17 protein-coding genes are annotated in these 20,579 nt (G+C 46.3%); 8 read left to right on the top strand and 9 right to left on the bottom strand.

Annotated elements, in window-relative coordinates:
- Window positions 1–162: 162 nt before the first annotated feature.
- From DPF91_RS03365 to DPF91_RS03355, 3 genes are read left to right on the top strand one after another with little or no spacing between them, the layout of a single operon-like run.
- Complete coding sequence (locus tag DPF91_RS03365) at window positions 163–2,607, top strand: DmsA/YnfE/YnfF family dimethyl sulfoxide reductase (protein WP_117233010.1); 2,445 nt, start codon at window positions 163–165, stop codon at window positions 2,605–2,607.
- A gap of 11 nt (window positions 2,608–2,618) precedes the next feature.
- Entirely contained in the window at window positions 2,619–3,239 is a 621-nt protein-coding gene (locus DPF91_RS03360) for a DMSO/selenate family reductase complex B subunit (RefSeq protein ID WP_117233009.1), read from the top strand.
- A 1-nt stretch (window position 3,240) separates the two neighbouring features.
- Complete coding sequence (locus DPF91_RS03355; protein WP_117233008.1) at window positions 3,241–4,086, top strand: dimethyl sulfoxide reductase anchor subunit family protein; 846 nt, start codon at window positions 3,241–3,243, stop codon at window positions 4,084–4,086.
- 107 nt (window positions 4,087–4,193) lie between these two features.
- Here the strand turns inward: DPF91_RS03355 and DPF91_RS03350 are convergent, their stop codons facing one another.
- The 4 genes from DPF91_RS03350 to DPF91_RS03335 all read right to left on the bottom strand — a co-directional run bounded on the left by DPF91_RS03350 (window position 4,194) and on the right by DPF91_RS03335 (window position 7,657).
- A complete protein-coding gene (locus tag DPF91_RS03350; protein ID WP_117233007.1) occupies window positions 4,194–4,652 on the bottom strand; it encodes a DUF302 domain-containing protein in 459 nt (152 codons plus the stop codon).
- A gap of 146 nt (window positions 4,653–4,798) precedes the next feature.
- Window positions 4,799–6,139 (bottom strand): MATE family efflux transporter, encoded by a 1,341-nt coding sequence (locus tag DPF91_RS03345; protein ID WP_117233006.1) that lies wholly within the window; start codon window positions 6,137–6,139, stop codon window positions 4,799–4,801.
- Between the two features lie 86 nt (window positions 6,140–6,225).
- The gene (locus DPF91_RS03340; protein WP_117233005.1) at window positions 6,226–7,086 is read right to left on the bottom strand and encodes a helix-turn-helix domain-containing protein; all 861 of its coding nucleotides are present in this window, start codon (window positions 7,084–7,086) and stop codon (window positions 6,226–6,228) included.
- Window positions 7,073–7,657, bottom strand: coding sequence for a TetR/AcrR family transcriptional regulator (locus tag DPF91_RS03335; protein WP_117233004.1), 585 nt, complete (start codon window positions 7,655–7,657; stop codon window positions 7,073–7,075). Before DPF91_RS03335 ends, DPF91_RS03340 begins: the two co-directional genes overlap by 14 nt.
- 98 nt (window positions 7,658–7,755) lie before the next feature.
- Here DPF91_RS03335 and DPF91_RS03330 point away from each other — a divergent pair, with 98 nt between their 5' ends.
- The 4 genes from DPF91_RS03330 (at window position 7,756) to DPF91_RS03315 (ending at window position 10,314) form a co-directional block, all read left to right on the top strand.
- Window positions 7,756–8,292 (top strand): dihydrofolate reductase family protein, encoded by a 537-nt coding sequence (locus DPF91_RS03330; RefSeq protein WP_117233003.1) that lies wholly within the window; start codon window positions 7,756–7,758, stop codon window positions 8,290–8,292.
- Between the two features lie 83 nt (window positions 8,293–8,375).
- On the top strand, window positions 8,376–9,098 hold the full coding sequence (locus DPF91_RS03325) for a class I SAM-dependent methyltransferase (RefSeq protein WP_117233002.1): 723 nt from the start codon (window positions 8,376–8,378) through the stop codon (window positions 9,096–9,098).
- A 20-nt stretch (window positions 9,099–9,118) separates the two neighbouring features.
- Window positions 9,119–9,703, top strand: coding sequence for a GNAT family N-acetyltransferase (locus DPF91_RS03320; protein WP_117233001.1), 585 nt, complete (start codon window positions 9,119–9,121; stop codon window positions 9,701–9,703).
- A gap of 116 nt (window positions 9,704–9,819) precedes the next feature.
- A complete protein-coding gene (locus DPF91_RS03315) occupies window positions 9,820–10,314 on the top strand; it encodes a peptidylprolyl isomerase (RefSeq protein WP_117233000.1) in 495 nt (164 codons plus the stop codon).
- Window positions 10,315–10,397: 83 nt separating this feature from the next.
- On the opposite strand, the gene DPF91_RS03310 is transcribed toward DPF91_RS03315, so the two are convergent.
- On the bottom strand, window positions 10,398–11,501 hold the full coding sequence (locus DPF91_RS03310; RefSeq protein WP_117232999.1) for an alkene reductase: 1,104 nt from the start codon (window positions 11,499–11,501) through the stop codon (window positions 10,398–10,400).
- A 111-nt stretch (window positions 11,502–11,612) separates the two neighbouring features.
- A complete protein-coding gene (locus DPF91_RS03305) occupies window positions 11,613–12,485 on the bottom strand; it encodes a LysR family transcriptional regulator (RefSeq protein ID WP_117232998.1) in 873 nt (290 codons plus the stop codon).
- 104 nt (window positions 12,486–12,589) lie between these two features.
- On the opposite strand from DPF91_RS03305, the gene DPF91_RS03300 reads away from it, so the two are divergent.
- Window positions 12,590–12,955: a YybH family protein gene (locus DPF91_RS03300; RefSeq protein WP_117232997.1), complete on the top strand. Its 366-nt coding sequence runs from the start codon at window positions 12,590–12,592 to the stop codon at window positions 12,953–12,955.
- Between the two features lie 252 nt (window positions 12,956–13,207).
- Here DPF91_RS03300 and DPF91_RS03295 read toward each other — a convergent pair whose 3' ends face one another.
- From DPF91_RS03295 to uca, 3 genes are all read right to left on the bottom strand, one after another.
- The gene (locus DPF91_RS03295) at window positions 13,208–14,782 is read right to left on the bottom strand and encodes an ATP-binding cassette domain-containing protein (RefSeq protein ID WP_117232996.1); all 1,575 of its coding nucleotides are present in this window, start codon (window positions 14,780–14,782) and stop codon (window positions 13,208–13,210) included.
- A gap of 371 nt (window positions 14,783–15,153) precedes the next feature.
- Window positions 15,154–16,953 carry an allophanate hydrolase gene (atzF, locus tag DPF91_RS03290; RefSeq protein WP_117232995.1) on the bottom strand — a complete coding sequence of 600 codons (1,800 nt, stop codon included), beginning with the start codon at window positions 16,951–16,953 and terminating at the stop codon, window positions 15,154–15,156.
- 21 nt (window positions 16,954–16,974) lie between these two features.
- On the bottom strand, window positions 16,975–20,565 hold the full coding sequence (gene uca / locus DPF91_RS03285) for an urea carboxylase (RefSeq protein WP_117232994.1): 3,591 nt from the start codon (window positions 20,563–20,565) through the stop codon (window positions 16,975–16,977).
- Window positions 20,566–20,579: the final 14 nt, after the last annotated feature.

Here is a 20,579-nt window from a genome sequence, read left to right as displayed (position 1 = left end):
TGTTACACGTAAAAAACCATTAATTACCCCACAAACACAACAAGTAATAATTATATTCATCGCTAATTTGATTTTTATCAACTACCTATCCTTTAGGGTTAGCGCACTGTAACCCATTGCTTATAGAGTGCCGTTTATAACTAACATAAAAGGCATCTTTGTATGACTAAAAATAAAAATGCATCTGGAGTGATGAACCTAACTCGCCGAGGCTTTATCAAAGCATCTTCGGCAGTAGGTAGCGCTGCCGCATTAGCGGGCGGGATTAGCTTACCATTCAAATCAAAACCGGTTTCCGCTGCTGAGAGCATGAGTAGCGACGAGAAAGTCGTATGGAGCGCATGTACCGTAAACTGTGGCTCTCGCTGCCCACTGCGTATGCATGTACAAGACGGTGAAATCAAATACGTCGAAACCGATAACACCGGTAGCGATGTTTACGGTGAAAACACGCAAGTTCGTGCTTGTCTGCGTGGTCGCTCAATGCGCCGCCGTGTTTACAACCCTGACCGTCTAAAATACCCAATGAAGCGTGTCGGTAAACGTGGTGAAGGTAAATTCAAGCGTATTACCTGGGAAGAAGCTTACGATGAAGTTTCTGGCACGATGCAACGTCTTATCAAGGATTACGGCAACGACTCTATCTACCTAAACTACGGTACAGGTACGCTAGGTGGCACAGTGACTAAGTCTTGGCCGCCAAAAGCGACGCTGATTGCACGCCTTATGAACCTTTGTGGTGGCTACCTAAACCATTACGGTGACTACTCTACAGCACAAATCGCAAAAGGTTTGAGCTACACCTATGGTGGTTGGGCAGCTAACAACTCGTTCTCTGACCTACAAAATGCAAAGCTTAATGTTCAGTTTGGTAACAACCCTGCCGAGACTCGTATGTCTGGTGGCGGTCTGATTCACCACTACGTTGAGAGCAAGAACAAGTCCAACGTAAGAACCATCATCATTGACCCTCGCTACACCGATACAGCCGGTGGCCGTGAAGATCAGTGGATCCCAATTCGTCCTTCTACAGATACTGCTCTTGTGGCTGGCCTTGCTTACGTGATGATCACGGAAGATTTGGTCGACCAACCGTTCCTAGACAAATACTGTGTTGGTTACGACGAGAAGACTCTTCCAGGTTCAGCGCCAGCAAACAGCGACTACAAGTCTTACATCCTAGGTAAAGGTGAAGATGGCGTAGTGAAAACACCAGAGTGGGCATCGAAGATCACAGGCATCCCAGTGGATACCATTGTGAAGCTGGCTCGTGAAATGGGTAACAACAAGCCATGTGCGATCCACCAAGGTTGGGGGCTACAACGTACTGCCAATGGTGAAATTGCCTCTCGCGCAATCGCGATGCTATCACTACTAACTGGTTCTGTGGGCGTTTCTGGTGGTTCAACAGGTGCTCGTGAAAGTGACATCAACATTCCGTTTGTTCGCTTCCCAACGGTTCCAAACCCAGTATCAACCTCTATTTCTATGTTCCTATGGACTGACGCTATTCACCGTCACCATGAGATGACAGACAAGACAGACGGTGTACGCGGTGCCGAGCGTCTAGAAAACCCAATCAAGATGATCTGGAACTACGCGGGTAACTGTTTGATTAACCAGCATGCAGACATCAACCGTACGCATGACATCCTACAAGATGACAAAGCGTGTGAAATGATTGTGGTGATTGATAACCACATGACCTCTTCAGCGAAATACGCAGACATCATCCTGCCTGACCTAACAACGTCTGAGCAAGATGACTGGGCAATGGATACTAAGGCATCGAATGCGCCTTACTTCATCTACGCACAAAAAGCGATTGAGCCTCAGTTTGAAGCGAAGAGCATCTACGAGATGTGTTCTCAAATTGCGAAGCGCATGGGCGTAGAGCAAGAGTTCACAGAAGGTCGCACACAAGAAGAGTGGATTGAGCACCTTTACGCTGAAACTCGCAAGCAAGACCCATCACTGCCAACATTCGAAGAGATGAAAGAGCTTGGCATTTACAAGCGTCAATACGATCGTCACTTCATTGCTTACGAATCATTCCGCAAAGACCCGGAAGCAAATCCACTGAAAACTCCAAGTGGCAAGATTGAGATCTACTCTGAAGCGCTAGCAAACATCGCGAAAGAATGGGTTCTACCAGAGGGCGACGTGATTCACCCACTACCAATCTATGTGGAATCAAAAGAAGGTCACACCGATCCACTTACAGCGAAGTTCCCACTGCAATTGACGGGCTTCCACTACAAAGCGCGTTGTCACTCAACCTACGGTAACGTTGCAGAAATCAAAGCCGTTGCTCGTCAAGAGGTCTGGATAAACCCAATCGATGCAGCCGAGCGTGGCATCGAAAACGGCGACATGGTCGCGATCTACAACGACCGTGGTGAGCTTCATATTCCAGCTAAGGTAACACCGCGTATTCTTCCGCGCGTTGTGGCTTTGGGTGAAGGTGCATGGTACGCGCCAGATGGCAAAAAGGTTGACCACGGTGGTTCAATCAACGTACTCACCACTCAGCGCCCAAGTCCGCTTGCTAAGGGTAACCCTCAGCATACGAACCTTGTTCAAATCAAAGCAGTTAAGAAAGCATAAGGTAGGTTGGAATGAAACAATACGGCTTTTACATTGATTCAAGTAAATGCACAGGTTGTAAGACTTGCCAGCTTGCTTGTAAAGACTACAAAGACCTCGACGTGAAGCGTAACTACCGTCGTGTATATGAATACGCAGGTGGTGGCTTTGTACAAGATGGTGACACTTGGGTACAGAAAGATGTGTTCTCTTACTACCTTTCTATCGCGTGTAACCACTGTACCAAACCTGCGTGTGTGAAAGTGTGTCCATCAGGCGCAATGCACAAGCGTGACGAAGACGGCTTGGTTGTGGTTAACGAAGAGGTGTGTATCGGTTGTCAACACTGTGCGAATGCTTGTCCTTACGGCGCGCCACAGTTCAATAAAGAGAAAGGTCACATGACTAAGTGTGACGGCTGTTACGAGCGTGTGGCTGAAGGTAAGCAACCTATCTGTGTTGAATCTTGTCCACTGCGTGCACTTGAGTTTGGTGAAATCAATACACTGCGCGAGAAGTACGGTTCAACAGCCGATGTGGCTCCACTGCCATCATCAAACCTAACGCTGCCAAACATCGTTCTAAAGCTAAACAAAAACTCTAAGCCTACTGGTGATACTAGTGGCTTCCTAGCAAACCCTAAGGAGGTTTAAGATGATTTTTCATGAGTATTCTTTGATCTTCTTTACGGTATTCGCGCAAACTGCAGTAGGTGCTTACTTACTAGTGAGCGCACGTGCTTTGGTAAAAGGTCACGATGAAGAGCAGATCAACAGCTACAAAGTACCGATGTTCTTCCTGTGGGCGATCATGGGCTTGGGTTTCTTGTTCTCTACCACGCACCTAGGTTCGCCTCTGCGTGCATTCAATGCGTTCAATCAACTCGGAACAGCTTGGCTGTCTAACGAAGTGTTCTTCGGCGCGGCATTCTTTGCGGTGGGTGGTCTTCAGTGGCTACTGTCTGTGTTGAAGAAAGGCGGTGCAGGCATCCAAAAACTACTCATGGTAGTAGCCATGGTGCTCGGTGCTATCTTCATGCATGCGATGGTGAGCGTATACATGATTGATACTGTTCCAACTTGGTTCAACATCTACACGCCTATGAGCTTTGTCATGACAATGGTTGTAGCTGGTCTGCTGCTTTCTCAGCTTGTAATTGTATCGGCAGACGATACACGCTTCTCAGTTGACCGCAACATCATGATGATTGCGGTTATCGCTGTGGCGGCAAGCCTTGTTGTAACTATGGGCAAAGCAAACCTACTAGGTGACATCCAAACATCAGTAGTGAAGGCTTCTGAGCTTGTTGATGGACTTGGTATGTACCTTGGTGTTCAGGTTGCTCTATTGATGGCGGGCCTACTGATTTGGGCACTACCAATGATTAACAAATCAACAGTGAACCCTATCAACTTAACGGTTGCGCTAGTACTTGTACTGGCTTCTGAGCTCATCGGTCGCGCTCTGTTCTACAGCACGCACATGACTTACGGCCTGTAAGTTTGGGTTAAATACAAATCCCCTAAACGACAAACGGCTTGGTGTTTTGCACCAAGCCGTTTTTTATTTCTAAGATTGTAATTGTAGTCGTAATGCTCAGCGATTCATCACTTCGCTACAGCGGCTTGTGATAGCTTACTCAGCACGCCAGAAACCTTACCTATCACCTTATCGCACCCTTCTATTGAATGACGCTCTTTGAGGTACTCAGGGTTGTTGTAGGAGAGCCACACTTTGCCTTCTGCGTCTTCATAAACCAATACCTTCTGCGGCAGGTCTATCGCCATGGTTTGAGCACACTGCATGAGCGGTGTCCCGACCTTGGGATTACCGAAGATGATCACCTGAGTGGGTCTTAGGTCTAGATCGACTTTGCTAGCATTTTCTTGATGGTTAATTCGAGCAAACAAACTCAAGCCTTTGCTTTGAGCAATCTCTTCAAATCGATTCACCGTCTCGTCGACAGAATATGGGCTCTCGACTCGAACCAGACTCTCACTGGCAATGGCGGAAAAGGAGCTCATTACTAAGCAACCTAAGATCGCAATCAGATACTTCTTCATCATTTATCCTTAAATGTAATGGCGTAAATAAAAAGCCATACTGATTTTTCAGCATGGCTATGAGTATTAATGTAGAAGCAAATATGAAATTTACTAACCTAGCGTGTTCTTACTCCAACCTCGATATTTAAGAAATCGCGTTAGAAACTTTAGGCGACAGCTGGTTGATAGTTATTCTGACGTTGATAGGCTCTCAGCATGACAAGGCTCATCAAAGCCGTGACAGCCTCAGCAAACAAGACGCTCGCCCACACGCCGTCCTCAGGAAAGAATAGAGGTAGTGTAACAATACCTATTGCGACGAAGATAAAGCCACGAGCCAGTGATATCACCGTCGCTTGCATCGGCTTTGCAGTCGCTTGAAATAAGTTCGCCACCACCATATTGAAACCCATTAATGGCACACCAAAAAAGTAGAAACTCAGCGATGTTGCAGAGAGCGCAATCAATTCCGGTTGTTCACCTAAATAAAGCGCAGCGATATTAGATGAAAACAACCACACCACCACAAGAAAAACTACACCACTGCCTATTGCTGCTTTGAGCCCTAAACGCAGAATTTCATCCACAAGATGTGGACGGTTCGCACCGTGATTAAAACTGATAATTGGCTGACAAGCTTGGGAGATCCCTACCATCACAAACAAGGCTAACACACCAACGTTTAGCATCATGCCGTAAGCAATTACATGATTCTCGCTGAAGTAGTGCAGTAGCACATAGTTGAACAAAACAATGGTCATTGCTGAAGTCACTTCAATAAAGAATATTGGCAACCCAATTTGAAGAATATTGCGTGTTTGGCTAAACCCTACCCCTTCCAAGACAAGCTTGAGACGTCCCTGTTGACGCACAAAGTGGCTCAATAAGATACCAGCAATCGCGAGCTGAGAAATACCGGTCGCGTATGCCGCACCAGCCATCCCCCAGCCAAATTCGAGTACAAATAGGTAGTCCAGGGCTAAGTTGAGAATCGCACCGAGTGACATCGCATAGGTGGCCAATTTAGGGTTACCGTCGTTGCGAACGAAACAAGAGAGTACCCATGCCAATGCATACAGCACGAAAAACTGTAGCATCACTGACAAATACTCCGTCGCCAGCGCTGCGATGTTGCCACTCGCCCCCATCATCGCGAACATCGCATCAAGGTTATACATAGCCAAAGCAACACCAATCGAGGTAATCACAGCTGTAATCAGCAAAGATTGCGTGAGTAACGTTTGGCCTACCTTAAGGTTACCTTTGCCCACCTCAATCGACATAAAGGCTGCCCCACCAATACCTATCATCATCGCTATTGCAGTGAAAATAGAATACGCAGGTACAGTTAAAGAGATTGCCCCTAAGCCATCTGCCCCAACCCCTTGGCCTATAAACCAAGCATCACCCATGATGAACAGTGATTTGATCACCATCCCCGTCAGTGCGGGCCACAAGTATTGATAAAAAGATTTGGAAACCGGGTCAGTTTTGAGGTTTATCGTCATTATTGGTTACTCAGGTAGGACAATACCATAAAATCGACGGGTATTATCCTCACCTAAACGACCACAAGAAAGGGATTATCCGCCCGTTATGTTGCATTATCTGCACATCTAAAGCGAAATTCAGCGGGGGTTTCGTTCATTTGCCCGCGATAGAAACGACTAAAATAGGCTGGATCGTCAAAGCCTAAGTCAAAGGCTATTTGTTTGATGGTTTTGGTAGAGAAAATTAGCCTGCGGTTGGCTTCAAGAATCAGACGGTCATGAATCAGTTGAGTGACGGTCTTACCCTTGTCTGCTTTTACGATCTCGTTAAGACGCTTGCTGGTTAAAGCCAGCTCATCAGCATAAAACTGACACTTTTTATGTGTCTTGTAATGCTGTTCGATCAAACTGATAAGCTGTGAGACACGGGCGTCTTTCTTATCTAACCTGGAAATCTCAGAAACAGAAAATCGCAATACATAACGTAAGAAGCAGTGTACGAGTGACCCAACCAAACTCCAGTCACAATCCTCTCGCTGTCTTTCATCAATGAGCATTTTAAAGATAGGTGACAAGTACTCGATACCGGCTTCGCTGCAATCCAAATAAGGGAGGCGGTCTTCGTGCACACCAAATGTAGATTCCACTAGTTGAGTACTGCGGTGATCTGTCTCGATAAAGCCCGGTGTAAACGAAATCAAGCGGACCTGATTGCCCATATCCGCCGATTGATGCACCTGTCCTGGAGCGATGGTAAATATACGACCTCTCTTATTTGGGTAGTCGATAAAATCAATCTGCTGCTCACCTGTGTCGTCCAAGCACCAAACCAGTTCCCAATATTCGTGGCGATGGGGCCCTAGATAAGGCTCTCCATAAGGGCCTGCTTCGTCGTGTTGCTTAACAAAATCGATAACCTCACACGGTTGGCCTTTAACGGGGTAGAACTTTTTAATCTGATTCATCGCTCTTCACTTCCAATCCCGTACAGTACAGTTCTAATGGTCCCTTTAGGTGCTCCAACGTCAATGTCGCACCCGCTTTTTGACAGTTTAACGCCAACGCATAGCCATGAAGATAGTCAGCCAACAAAGAAATAGCATTGTCTTTGTCTTGTTGACTCAGAGCCAATGGTGAGATGACTTGCTCAAAGCGTTGAGTGAAGATTTGCGCAGGACCTAACGACTCCATCGAAAGGAGAGTTTCCAGCAATCCAGGATACTGCTGTAAAAGCCCCAGATAACTCTCACACAAGCGTTGCAATTCAAGTCGCCATGATGATCGTTGAATCTGTGTGTATGGCTCATAAATATCTTCTACCAGAGAAACAGTGATGGATTCCAGCAACTCAGCTTTATTAGTGAAATAGTAATAAATCGCCATTGCATCGACCTCAAGACTTGAAGCTAACCTCCTGATACTGGGTATTTTTCCCTCTCTTTGCATCAACATCTTCGCCTGTTCCAAGATCTTCTCCATAGACAAAGCAGGTTTATCCGCAGTCGGTCGCCCACGCTTTTTCGTCTTGACAGTCATTCGTTCCTCTCGCTAGAATCTAAAGATATTCTACATTGTAGAATAAATTATAATTCATACTCATTCAGATTCCAATCTCACTCTTCAGGAGAGTTGCCATGTCGAATATCGTTTTCATCGCCACCAGCTTAGATGGCTATATTGCGGATAAAGAGGGTGGTCTTGATTGGCTCCATGCAATTCCAAATCCTGATCATCAAGACACCGGCTTTGGCCCATTGCTTGAACGCGTTGATGCTCTCGTAATGGGGAGAAACACGCTAGAAACTATTCTCAGTTTTGATGTCGACTGGCCGTATCCAAAACCTGTATTCGTACTCAGCAATACTCTTACTGAAGTTCCAGAAGGTTACGAGGACAAGATCTATCTAGTTAACGGTGAACTTAAAGCAGTGTTAAATCAGATCCACCAGCAAGGCTACAAAGAGCTCTACATCGATGGTGGTGTAACGATTCAAAACTTCCTCAAACAAGATCTGATTGATGAGTTGATCATCTCGACTATCCCAACCTTGCTAGGCGGAGGCTCGCCACTGTTTGGCAACCTTGTTGAGCCACTTAACTTTGAGCTAGAAAAGAGCGAAGTACTGCTAGGACAGATGGTGCAAAGCACATTTAAGCGCAAGCGAGATTAATATCATATTGTTTCTAGGTAGAGGTTGCCGTGCTCAACAAATAATGCCAACTTGGCACAAGATAATCATGGAGACCTCTATTAATGGAATACAACAGCCCCCTTGGCTCAGAGAAAGAACAAACTCTCATTTCAATCCTCAACCTTCCTCACAACGCCAATGTGCTAGAGATCGGTTGTGGTAATGGTAAGTTGTTACTCAAAATCCTCGATAAGTATCAGGCTCAAGGTGTCGGCTTTGACCTTAATACCGAACTCATTGAGCTTGCTATTGAGCAAGCCAAGTCTCTACCTAACAACACTCAAGCACAGTTTTTAGCGCAAGACATCAACAACACTGAACTTGCTACCAATCACTACGACCTTATGATTTGTAATGGCTCATCTCATGCGCTTGGCAGTGGCCGTGATGCGTACCAGAACACGCTTAAGAAAGCCTATGATCTACTTAAACCAGGTGGGTTACTCCTGATTGGCGAAGGTTTTTGGAAACAGCAACCGAGCGATGAGTACTTAGCATTTATTGGCGAGCCAGTTGGCGTCTATCACGACTTTCGAGGCAATGTGGTGCAAGCAAAAGAACACGGCTTCGAGTTGATATACGCCACCTCAAGTAATCAAGACGAATGGGATAACTTTGAGTGGAGTCATAAACTTAAGAACCGTAAGCTATTACAGCAATCCCCAAACAATGATCAATTGCTCGCAAGAAAGACGCACATTGACCGCTGGTTAGATGGCTACTTAAAGTGGGGACGAGACACCATGGGCTACGGTTTTTACTTGTTTGAAAAGCCCAATTTGTAAAATTAATCTAAGGAAAGAACATGTGGTTAAAAGAAACGGAGTTGGAGTCCACTTCAGTCAAACTGATACCTATGCGGAAAGATCATGCTGACGATATAGTGAGAGCAGCAAGTGATGGTGAATTATGGAAGCTTTGGTATACCTCTGTACCTCATCAAGATAACGTTCATGCGTATATTGATGAAGCATTAAGACAGCAAAGCGAAGGACTTGCCCTACCTTTTGTTGTGGTCGACAAAGTGAGCCAAAAGATCATTGGCTCTACGCGTTTCTGCACTGCGGATAGTAAGAATCAACGTGTAGAAATTGGTTATACCTGGTATTCAAAAAGCTACCAGCGCTCTTCGGTCAATACGGAATGCAAGATACTACTACTCACCCATGCCTTTGAAATACTTGACGCCATTGCGGTGCAATTCACCACTCACTGGCACAACCAAGCTTCACGAACCGCTATTGATCGTTTAGGTGCCAAACAAGACGGTGTGATACGCAATCACCAAAAGATGCCGAATGGTGGCTATCGAGATACGGTCATTTTTTCGATCATCAGTTCTGAGTGGCCAGTTGTGAAACAAAGCCTGCTGCATAAACTCGACCGTTAATCTCATACAACCCATCATTTACAGTGTAAACCTAGACCAAGTGTGCGTGCTGCCAAGGTGTAGGGTACACTTAGCATCAAATTACCCTAATCCCACATTTTAGAGGCGATAACTTCATGATCATCCTATCGACCACTTATGGCGACATCGAAATTGAGCTTAACTTGGACAAAGCGCCAGTGAGCTCAAAAAACTTCTTACGCTACTGCCAAGAAGGCTTTTATGAAGACACGATCTTTCACCGCGTGATTGATGGCTTCATGATTCAAGGTGGTGGTCATACGGAAGATATGACCGAGAAAGAGGCACACGCTCCTATCGTGAATGAAGCAAACCGTGGCTTGAAGAACCTAACGGGTACCATTGCCTTTGCACGTACTGATGCACCGCATTCCGCAACCTCTCAGTTTTTCATCAACTTAGATGACAACGACTTCCTTAATTACACAGGAAAAACCAATCAAGGTTGGGGCTATGCTGTATTTGGTAAAGTAACGGCAGGTATGGAAGTGGTGAACAACATTGGTAAAGCAATGACGGGCAAGAAGAAAGGACATGAAGACGTACCGTTAGATACAATCAAGATCAACAAGGTGACGATCATCGACTAATCTCAGCGCTAAGAATAAAGAAAGCCCCTAAAGCGATCTGTGAAGGACACTTTAGGGGCTTTGTTGTTTCAGGGATTCAACGACTACGCAGGTTGGTACTCTGAGTAGTCAATATAACCATTCTCATCACCACCGTACAAAGTCAGACGCGCATCGGCATCAAACTCAGCCAAAGGCCAATCATTTGAGAAGCGCTGAACCAAGTCAGGGTTAGTCACATAAGGTGTACCAAATGCCACTAGGTCAGCATACTGATTATTCAGCAGCGTCGCCGCGCTCTCTTTAGTCAGCTTACCTGCAACCATAATGCGGTTTGAATACACTTCACGCACTTGCTTACGGAATGATTCCGGCACCTCAACATAACGAGAGATACGTTCTGAAAAGTGAACATAGGCTAGGTTCATCGGCTGCATTTTTTCTAGTGCTTTAAGAATCACCTCGATGATTTCTGGATCTTCATCCGCAAAGCCTTCAATCACGTGTGGCGACACACGCACCGCTACCTTGTCGCTACCAATAGCGTCGCACACTGCTTCTAGCGTCTCGCTCAGAAAGCGAATACGGTTTTCTTGACTACCGCCGTATTGATCATCACGTTGGTTGCTTTCAAGGCGCATGAAGGTATCGAACAAGTAGCCATGTGCAGCATGGATCTCCACTCCATCAAAGCCCGCTGCGATTGAGTTCTTCGCCGCTTGAACGAAATCAGCAATCGTATTGTCGATATCTTGCTGTGTCATTGCTTTTGGCTCTTGTGTTTCAATCATGCCAAAACCACCTTCAGGTAGTGGACCAAACACTTGATCCGGCACCTTGATTGCTGAAGGTGCTAGCGGTTGCTCACCTGAAATTGTTGAATGGCTGCGACGACCCACATGCCATAGCTGGATGAACGCTTTGCTGCCTGCTTCATGGATCGCAGACGTCACTTTCTTCCAACCATCGATATGATCTTGAGTATAGATACCTGGAGTCATTGAGTAACCACGACCAACTGCCGAGATTGGTGAACCCTCGGTCACAATCAAGCCTGCGTTTGCGCGTTGCTTATAATAAGTCGCCATCATCTCATTTGGCACATCACCCGGCTGAGTGGTACGCGAGCGTGTCATCGGCGCCATTGCAATACGGTTGGTTGCAGTAATGTCACCAAGTTGAATCGGTTGAAATAATGCAGTTGTCATGGGATTACCCTCTCTATTTCTGTTGCAGGCATTTTATCGATTCAAACAAAGATCATTGAGAGAGAAAATCACAAAAGATTTTTGTCATTTTTGCAAAGGTTAGAGTTCAGCCTATTGCTGAGCACTGCCCATAACCTCCATTAACTGGGTCTCAATGACTTGAATACACACCTCTACCGACAAAGGTATATGATTGTTAAATGGAGTCAGGGCATATACCGGATTACTCGGCAAATGATAACCAGGAAAGACTGGCTGCAAACTGGAACCCACCCTGTTCAAATAAAAATCAGGCACTAACCCCATCCCCACACCTGACTGAATCAGCGACAAACAACTATGAAATGAATTCGTTACGCAGCGGGCTTCTGCTTCAAATTGCTTTTGATCGCCATTTTCTGAGTTGAACAGATGGACAATGTGCTTTCCCTGCCATGCATTCGCGATGTACGGCAAAATTTCAGCACGCTTAACCGTTGCGTTCGCACACAACACATCTTTAAATGCCCCCAATCGACGCTGCTTAAGGTTACTGTCTTTCGATGTTCCAACGCGAATGGCTAAGTCGATATCATGCTCATAAAAATCAAGCTGCTCATCACTGCTGATGATTTCAGGTAATAACTTCGGATAGGACTGAAGAATGTTCGCCATCGCTGGTGTCACTAAGGTTTCCATCAACGCATTGGGCGCAGTTATTCGAACTCGACCCGATGGTTGCTGCAAAGCATCTTGCGCTTCACTCCATGCCGAATCGACAACGGAATTCATAGCTCGACATTTTTGATAGAACGCGGCTCCTGTCGGGGTGAGAACCTGTTTACGCGTAGTTCTTTTCAGTAGTACGACACCTAGTTCATTCTCTAGTGTTTTTAAGTGCTGACTGACCACAGATTTTGAAAGATCCAGATAGTCTGCCGCAGCAGAGATCGATCCTTGCTCGACAACATGAGCGAAAATAGACATCTGCCTTAAACGATTCATCTTATTGTCCTATTTTTCTAAACAGTCATTTCTAATATATCTGTTTTTCAACACTAAACCCAAGTCTATGATCACTACATATTCAAAGATTAAGGAACAGTAAGATGAATCAATTAGACGCATGTAAAGCAGGTATTGCAGCTTGGCAAAACGCTTTCAATAATCAAGATGCCACAGGCTGCGCTGCTCAATACAATGAGAACTGCGTGATGCACGCGCTACCATTTGGTACTTTTGAGGGCCGCGAAGCAATCCAAGCATTTTGGCAGAACATCATCGACCAAGGCTTTAAAGACGTTGATTACACAGAGGTAACTTGGGAAGAGCATGAAGATGAGGGATACATCCTGACTTCTAGCTGGACGATGAACAAAGCCTTTGGTGTCGTTCACCGCGAGCACTGGGTTGTGGAAGCGGATGGTAAAGCCCGCCTTATCAGTGACAAGTTTGAAGTTCAGGGTGAGCGATAGGTTAAGAGCTAGAGAACTAGAGAACTAGAGAACTAGAGAACTAGAGAACTAGAGAACTAGAGAACTAGAGAACTAGAGAACTAGAGAACTAGAGAACTAGAGAATTTTGAAGGGTTGACGTTTAACCTCAACCCTTTTTAGTGCGGTAGGTTAAAGAATCTAGATATCCAGTTTTCCAGCAGCGAAGCGATCTAGTTATCTGGCTATCTAAGCTCTTACATTAGCCTAACCTTATTTCTAGGGTCTGGAGCTTCATTCCTCCAACACCAACTCGCCATTCACTCCCACTTCTTCCACAAAATCCGTATCGTGTGACACGAGAAGAAACGCACCTTGATAGTCCCGTAACGCGGCGGCAAGTAGCTGTTTCGATTCAATATCCAGATGGTTATCAGGCTCATCGAGAAGCAGCAAGGGTTGCTCAGGTTGATGGCTAGCAATGAGCATTGCGACCTTCATTTTTTCGCCGCCACTCAAGGATTGAACTAAGTTATTCACTCGTTCTCGGCGTAAGCCAATCCCTGCCAATAGGGTTCGAATATCTACTTCACTCTTATCGGGGCAGTAGTGACGAAAGCAATCAAGTATCGATTGCTCACCATTGAGTAACTGATAGTGCTGATCGAGTAAAAACAGGCGTCGATTGCGCTGCACCTCTCCACTTTTAAACTCACACTCACCAAGTAAAGTGTGCAGTAGGGTCGATTTACCACAGCCATTTCTACCAACCAGATGCCATTTACACTGAGTATCCATCGAAAAAGAAAGCGGGTGAGAGAAGCCATGTTTCAATTGAAGATCCTGCACACGCAACACACTCTGGTTTCGTTCGCTTTGTGAGTGCAAGTGAAGCTTTTGAGCTTTTAACTTCTCGTGTTGTTTCTCTAGCTCTTTTCTTTGATTATCGAGCAGCTTTGCACGACCAGCTTCGTTCTTTAAGCGATTAGACGTCGATGCGGTTGCTTTGTCTTTCATTGCATCCAGTAAAATCTTGGGCTGGCTACCTGAACGGCGCAGCTTGTTCCCCTGAGATGCTCGCTGCTCTGCACGCTCCTGAGCAATTTGAGCCTGTCGCTGTAACTGCTTCTGCTGAGACTTAAGGTGATTCAGGTTACGCTCAACCGCTTCAACTTCCTGCTGAAAGGCGTGATGATAAACATCGTAGTTTCCACCATACTGTTTTAATCCGAGTGTGCTCAGCTGCCAGATTTGTCCCATCTCGCGCAGCAAAGCTCGGTCATGACTGACTAACAGAATCTCTCCTTCAAAGTGTCGCATTCGCTCAATCAGCCACTGTTTACCGGGTTCATCCAAGTGGTTGCTCGGTTCATCGAGAACCAACAAACCCTCAGCTTCATTGAACAATTTCCAGAGTTGCAACCTTGCTAACTGGCCTCCACTCAAGTTTGAACATGAGTGGTGTAAGTTTGGCGGCAAGCCCAATGAGTTCAACTGCTTGTGCAATCTGTCTGGTAAGTCCCATTGCTCAGCAACTTGGTCGAACAGTTCCTGGTGACACTCTCCTAGCTCAATACGCTCAATTGCTGCCAACACGGCTTCAACACCTAAGTATTGAGCAATAGTGCTGTTTTTATTGAGTAGTTCTGATGGTTGCTGTTGGTACACCGAGATCGGGCTACGGATAGTCACGCTACCTTTATTAGGCAGCTTTTGACCGGTTAAAATAGAAACCAGTAATGACTTGCCGACACCATTTCGTCCAACCAAACCGACTCGGCGTTGGTTCATGGTGCAGCTGATGTTATTGAGAAGACGATCTCCGTTCTCAAATTCAAAATAGATATTATTTGCCTGAAATGCTGGCATATGTGCCTCCTGTAGACAGGGGCATAGACGTAGATAGATACATTAAGCCAAAGCTAGATAAACTCTAGATACAGCAATGATCCAAAAACAATTTTAAGTATTTAAGATGCTCGAAAGAGCACAGATAAGCTACGCCTACTAACCCTGAGGTTCCAAAAAAGATGAATATGGAAAACAGGTTTAGTTATTCATGATGGCGTAGTCTCCTAGAGAAGTGATGGGGCAAGTATACGCATTAAATTGAACACTTTGCAATCAGCAACATCACATTTATGATTTCATCACCAGTATCATTTACATTGTAAATTGCGTACAAAGCTGAAGAGCCAAAAGGCTAAGCAAGTTAGCTTAGCCTTAGGTGTTTCTCTCGGTTAGATTTCTTCAAGAAAATAGCGCCATCCGCCGGTTTTGCTGATGTCGGTTGCCCCTTCGATTCCAATCCCTTCACAGATAAAGCCTTTTACCCATTCACCAGAATCAATCTCGACACTACCCAAGCCCAGAGGATGTGGAATTTGCACCAATAATGCTCCCAACTGTTTTTTCGGCACTCGCCAAATTTCGACTTCTATCTTTTGGCCTTGGTTTGGGTTGCGTACTAGGCCTGGTCTCAGTGGTGGTCCACCCGCAAGACAGTACAGAGAATAACTCTCTGATGTGGTAGTACGCAGCTTAAAGTTCGCACCTAATTCTATGAGTTGATGGTTAAGTGCCAGGTCTTTCATGTGAGCACCACATACCAGCAAATCAACACTTTCAACGCCATCAAGCTCAACCAGTGTCGCACCCAAAGGTAAGTTCATCACCTGTTGCCATTCTTTGCCTAGCGCAATCAAGGCTTCGTCTTGGAAGGCTTGAGCGAACAGGGTGACGCCAAACGGTAGCCCAGCTTCAGTGAAACCTGCAGGCATCGCAATCGCGCTGTAGTCGAGTAGGTTCATGAAGTTGGTGTAGTAACCAAGGTTGCTGTTTAGAGCAATCGGGTCGTTGTTCACTTCATCGATGGTGTAGATGGTGCCTGCGGTTGGCGTCAGCACAGCATCAACATCATCCATCAATTGATCGCACTCGACTTTAAACGCTTGCAGTTGATACATGGCTTTAAAGGTATCAGCTGCTGAAAGGTCTTTAGCTCCGCCGACAATGGTTTGAATCACATCCAAGCACTGCTCTTGATTATTATTGAAGAAGGATTCAATCGCAGCATACCTTTCCGCAACCCAAGGACCTTGGTAGAGAAGGTTGGCAGCCTCGATAAATGGCGAGAGATCGAATGGAATGACCTCTGCACCTAGTGACTCAAGGCGAGCCACCGACTGAGCGTAGAGCTTACGATACTCTTCGTTACCAAAGAATTTAAGCTGCTCTTCAGATGGAACACCGACTCTTAATCCAGAAAACTGAGTGGTTACTTCAAGCCCTTGCTCAATCGCATAACGCGCATAGCAGTCGCTCTCATCATAGCTCGTCCCTACTTGATAGAGCCGACTCAGATCTTCTGCGCTTTTGGTAAAGAATGTCACACAATCCAATGTACGACATGCAGGAACGACACCGCTACAGCTTAACAGCCCCTTGCTTGGCTTCAAGCCGTAGAGGTTATTGAAGGCAGCAGGTACGCGACCTGAACCGGCAGTGTCTGTACCCAATGCAAAGTAAACTTGGTTGGTGGCGACAGAGACTGCACTGCCAGAGCTTGAACCACCTGAAATATAGTCAGCGTCAAAGCTGTTGTTCACGGCTCCCCAAGGACTGCGTGTCCCCACTAAACCGGTTGCAAACTGATCAAGGCTCGTCTTACCTAAAGGCACTGCACCAGCCTTGATCAGCTGCTTAACTATATAGGCCGATTCAGAGGGTTGATAACGGTAGGCATCACAGCCCGCTGTAGTATCCAGCCCATGTAAATCGATATTGTCTTTGATCGCAAAAGGCACGCCAAACAAAGGGAACTGATCAATATCTTGAGTCACCAATTCGGATAGATAATCATCCAGTTGCTGGTCAGAAATAACTGAGAGCCAAGCATTGGATTGATCCGCTCGAACCTGTTCAAGTTTGCTTCTTAGAAAATGTTCCACATTGAGCTCACCACTACGATACGCCTCATGTAAGCCACGAATGGTCATTGGCTCCGATGCAGCCTGCTGATTTTTCGTTGAATCTGTCATCTTCTTCTATCCTTAGAATCTTTATGCTGCACAAGTATTTACAACAAGAAGTGGCTCACCCGCATGTACTTGAGCACCTGCGTCATGGCAAATTGAATCGACCACACCAGAAACACTCGCGGTGACTTCAAGCTCCATTTTCATCGCTTCCAGAATCATCACAACGTCATTCTCTTTCACCGTTTGGCCTGGCTCGACCAACACCTGCCAAATATTACCGGCCACATGGCTTTCTATCGCTTCCTGACCCTCTTCTAGCTCAGTTTGGACGCTCGACTGCTCCAGTTCAGTTGCAACAAAATTCGCTTGCCCTGAGTCTTCCCAACGTTGTCTTTCTTCTTCGAATGCTTTTTGCTGACGAGCTTTACTCGACTTGATTTCATCGGAATGCTCATCTAGAAGTGATTGGTAGCTTTCAAGAGAGAACTCTGTCTCCTCAATCTTGACTGGGTAGTGCCCTTGCGGGTGTTTCTCACGAATATCGAGCAGCTCTTCAGCACTCACTTCGTAGAACTTTATCTGGTCGAAAAAGCGCAGCAGCCAAGGCTTGGTAAACGCTTCTGTTTGACGGTAGCGATTCCACATCTGCAGAGTTCGACCGACAAACTGATAACCACCCGGACCTTCCATTCCATAGACACACATGTACGCGCCACCAATGCCGACCGCATTTTCAGGCGTCCAAGTTCGAGCAGGATTGTACTTTGTAGTCACTAAACGGTGTCGTGGATCCATTGGCGTTGCGACTGGCGCACCTAGATAGACATCCCCTAGCCCCATGACTAAATAGCTTGCATCAAACACAATGCGCTTTACGTCGTCTACAGAATCAAGCCCATTGATTCGACGGATAAACTCAATGTTATCCGGACACCAAGGCGCGTCTTTACGCACCACTTCATCGTATTTACGGATCGCCAGTCGCGTCGCTTCGTCATCCCAAGACAGCGGCACATGCACAACACGAGCAGGGACAGTGAGTTCATCAATGTTATCAAGCGTTGCTTCTATCGCTTCGAGCTCGTCAAGCAATTGCTCTCTTGGCAACAGCAAATTGTCGTAATGAATCTGTAGGGAACGAATACCTGGTGTCAGCTCCTCTACGCCAGCCAGCTTTCTATCTTGAAGCTTTAGCATCAATGCGTGGACTCGGAAACGTAGGCGAATATCGAGCATCTGCGGGCCATACTCCACCAGCAGGTAATCCTCACCGCTTGGACGATAAACCACTTGTTCACCGTATTGGCTTGCTGGGATAGTCTTGATGATCGGAGAATCGAGCTCTGCGGTAGGCAATGTCATTTCATCGATAACACCCGTTTCAATCTGAGTAAGCTGCGCGCGTTCGGCAAGCTCCGCATCTTCTACCGATACCGGGGTAAATCGAATTTTGTCTCCCGCTTTAAGCTGCCCCATCTTCCAAAGATCGGCTTTAATGATCGTCGCAGGACAGACAAAACCACCGAGGCTTGGGCCATCTGGACCTAAGATAACTGGCATGTCACCCGTGAAATCGATGGTGCCCACCGCATACGCGTTGTCATGGATGTTGGATGGGTGAAGCCCTGCCTCGCCACCATCAGAACGAGCCCAGTTAGGTTTAGGACCGATTAAGCGAACACCTGTGCGACTTGAGTTAAAGTGCACTTTCCACTCGGCATCAAAGAAGGTATCGATATCCTCTTGAGTAAAGAAATCTGGTGCACCGTGAGGGCCGTAAATTACGCGGATCTGCCATTCACCGTTAAATTCTGGCTGAACTACAGAAGATACGTCGGTCTTTGTTGTCTGAGCTGTTTGGCCAATATGAAGTACATCCCCCGCTACCAGAGCACGTCCTGCGTGACCACCAAACTGACCTAACGTGAAGGTTGAGCGGCTACCAAGATATTCAGGGCAATCAATCCCACCTTGCAGCGCAATGTATGTACGAGCACCATCAAAGACTTTACCGAGCTTAAGCGTTTGGCCTGATTCAACCTCAATGGCGGTATTCATTTCAATTGGCTCACCATCCAACGAGGCTTGGATGGCTGCACCTGTCAGAGCGATTCTTGTTTCTTGATTAAATTTAAGCGTTGGGCCAGAAACGATGATTTCTAAGCCTGCGCATGATGCTTCATTGCCAAGTAGTGTATTGCCTAAACGGAAGCTGAGCGCATCCATAGGGCCAGATGGAGGCACGCCAATGTCCCAATAACCTGTACGAGCTGGGTAATCTTGAATCGTCGTTTGGGTTCCGCCACTGATGACGTCGAAGGTATTGGGTTTGAACTCAAAAGTATTGAGGGATTGCGTTAGCACCTCACCTTTCTTCACCAGTTCGCTGGCTAATAGTTGGCTCAAATACGCCTTGTTATGCTCTATGCCGTAGATCGTACTCGTATTGAGGCTTCGCTTGAGCTCTGCAAGTGCTGTGTCTCTGTCAGCCTCATGAACAATCACCTTAGCCAGCATCGGGTCAAAGAATGGTGAGACTTCAACGCCCGCTTCTATCCAGTGCTCAATGCGCAGATTCTCTTGCTCCGCCCATTCAACATGGCTTAATAAGCCTGCACATGGCTGAAAGTTTTTGTTGGCATCTTCGGCATAAAGGCGAACCTGAATAGCATGACCTTGTGATTTAAGATTAGCACCCAGTGTCTCTAGCTCTAGCTGCTCTGCCCCTTGGCGAACCATCCATTCAACAAGATCCACGCCAAACACTTCTTCGGTTACACCATGCTCTACCTGTAGGCGGGTATTCACTTCTAAGAAATAGAACGCTTGTGTTTGCTGGTCCAATACGAACTCAACGGTACCCGCATTGCGATAGTTCACTTCGCTCGCAAGGCGTACAGCTGTATCTTGTAATTTAACTCGCGTTTCATCATTGAGGTTAGGTGCAGGAGTCTCTTCAATCACTTTCTGGTTGCGACGCTGCGCGGAGCAATCACGTTCACCCAACGCCACCACATGGCCTTGCCCATCACCAAAAATCTGAACTTCAATATGGCGCGCTTGCTGGATAAATTTCTCAATGAACACACCACTGTTACTGAAATTGTTTTCACTCAATCGCTTCACGCTATCATAAGCATCGTCGAGCTCTTGCTCTGTAAAACAGCACTGCATGCCTATACCACCGCCACCCGCAGTGCTTTTTAGCATGACTGGATAGCCAATTTTTTCTGCTTCTTGAAGTGCTTGTTGCTTGTCTTTTAATAAGTCGGTACCAGGGAGTAGTGGCACATTCGCTTGAGTTGCGATATTACGTGCAGAGTGCTTTAAGCCAAACGCTCGCATTTGTTCTGCTGTTGGTCCTAAAAAGACCAATCCTTCTTGTTCGCAGCGTTCAACAAACTCAGGGTTTTCACTCAAGAAGCCGTAGCCAGGGTGAATGGCTTGCGCTCCCGACTCTTTGGCAATAGTGATAATTTTGTCTTGATCAAGGTAGGTCTCGGTTGCGCCACCCTGACCTAAAGAGTAGGCCTCATCAGCGCCAACGACATGGAGACTTTGAGCGTCAGCCTCACTGTAAACAGCCACACTTCCGATATTGAGTTGTTTTAATGTACGGATAACTCGGCAGGCAATGGCACCACGATTAGCAATTAACACCTTACTAAACATAATTTCGTCCCTAA

Source organism: Vibrio maerlii, from assembly GCF_003415655.1.
Lineage (GTDB): Bacteria > Pseudomonadota > Gammaproteobacteria > Enterobacterales > Vibrionaceae > Vibrio > Vibrio maerlii.
The sequence above is the reverse complement of the archived record's forward strand: the minus strand, read 5'-3'. Positions and strand labels throughout refer to the sequence as shown.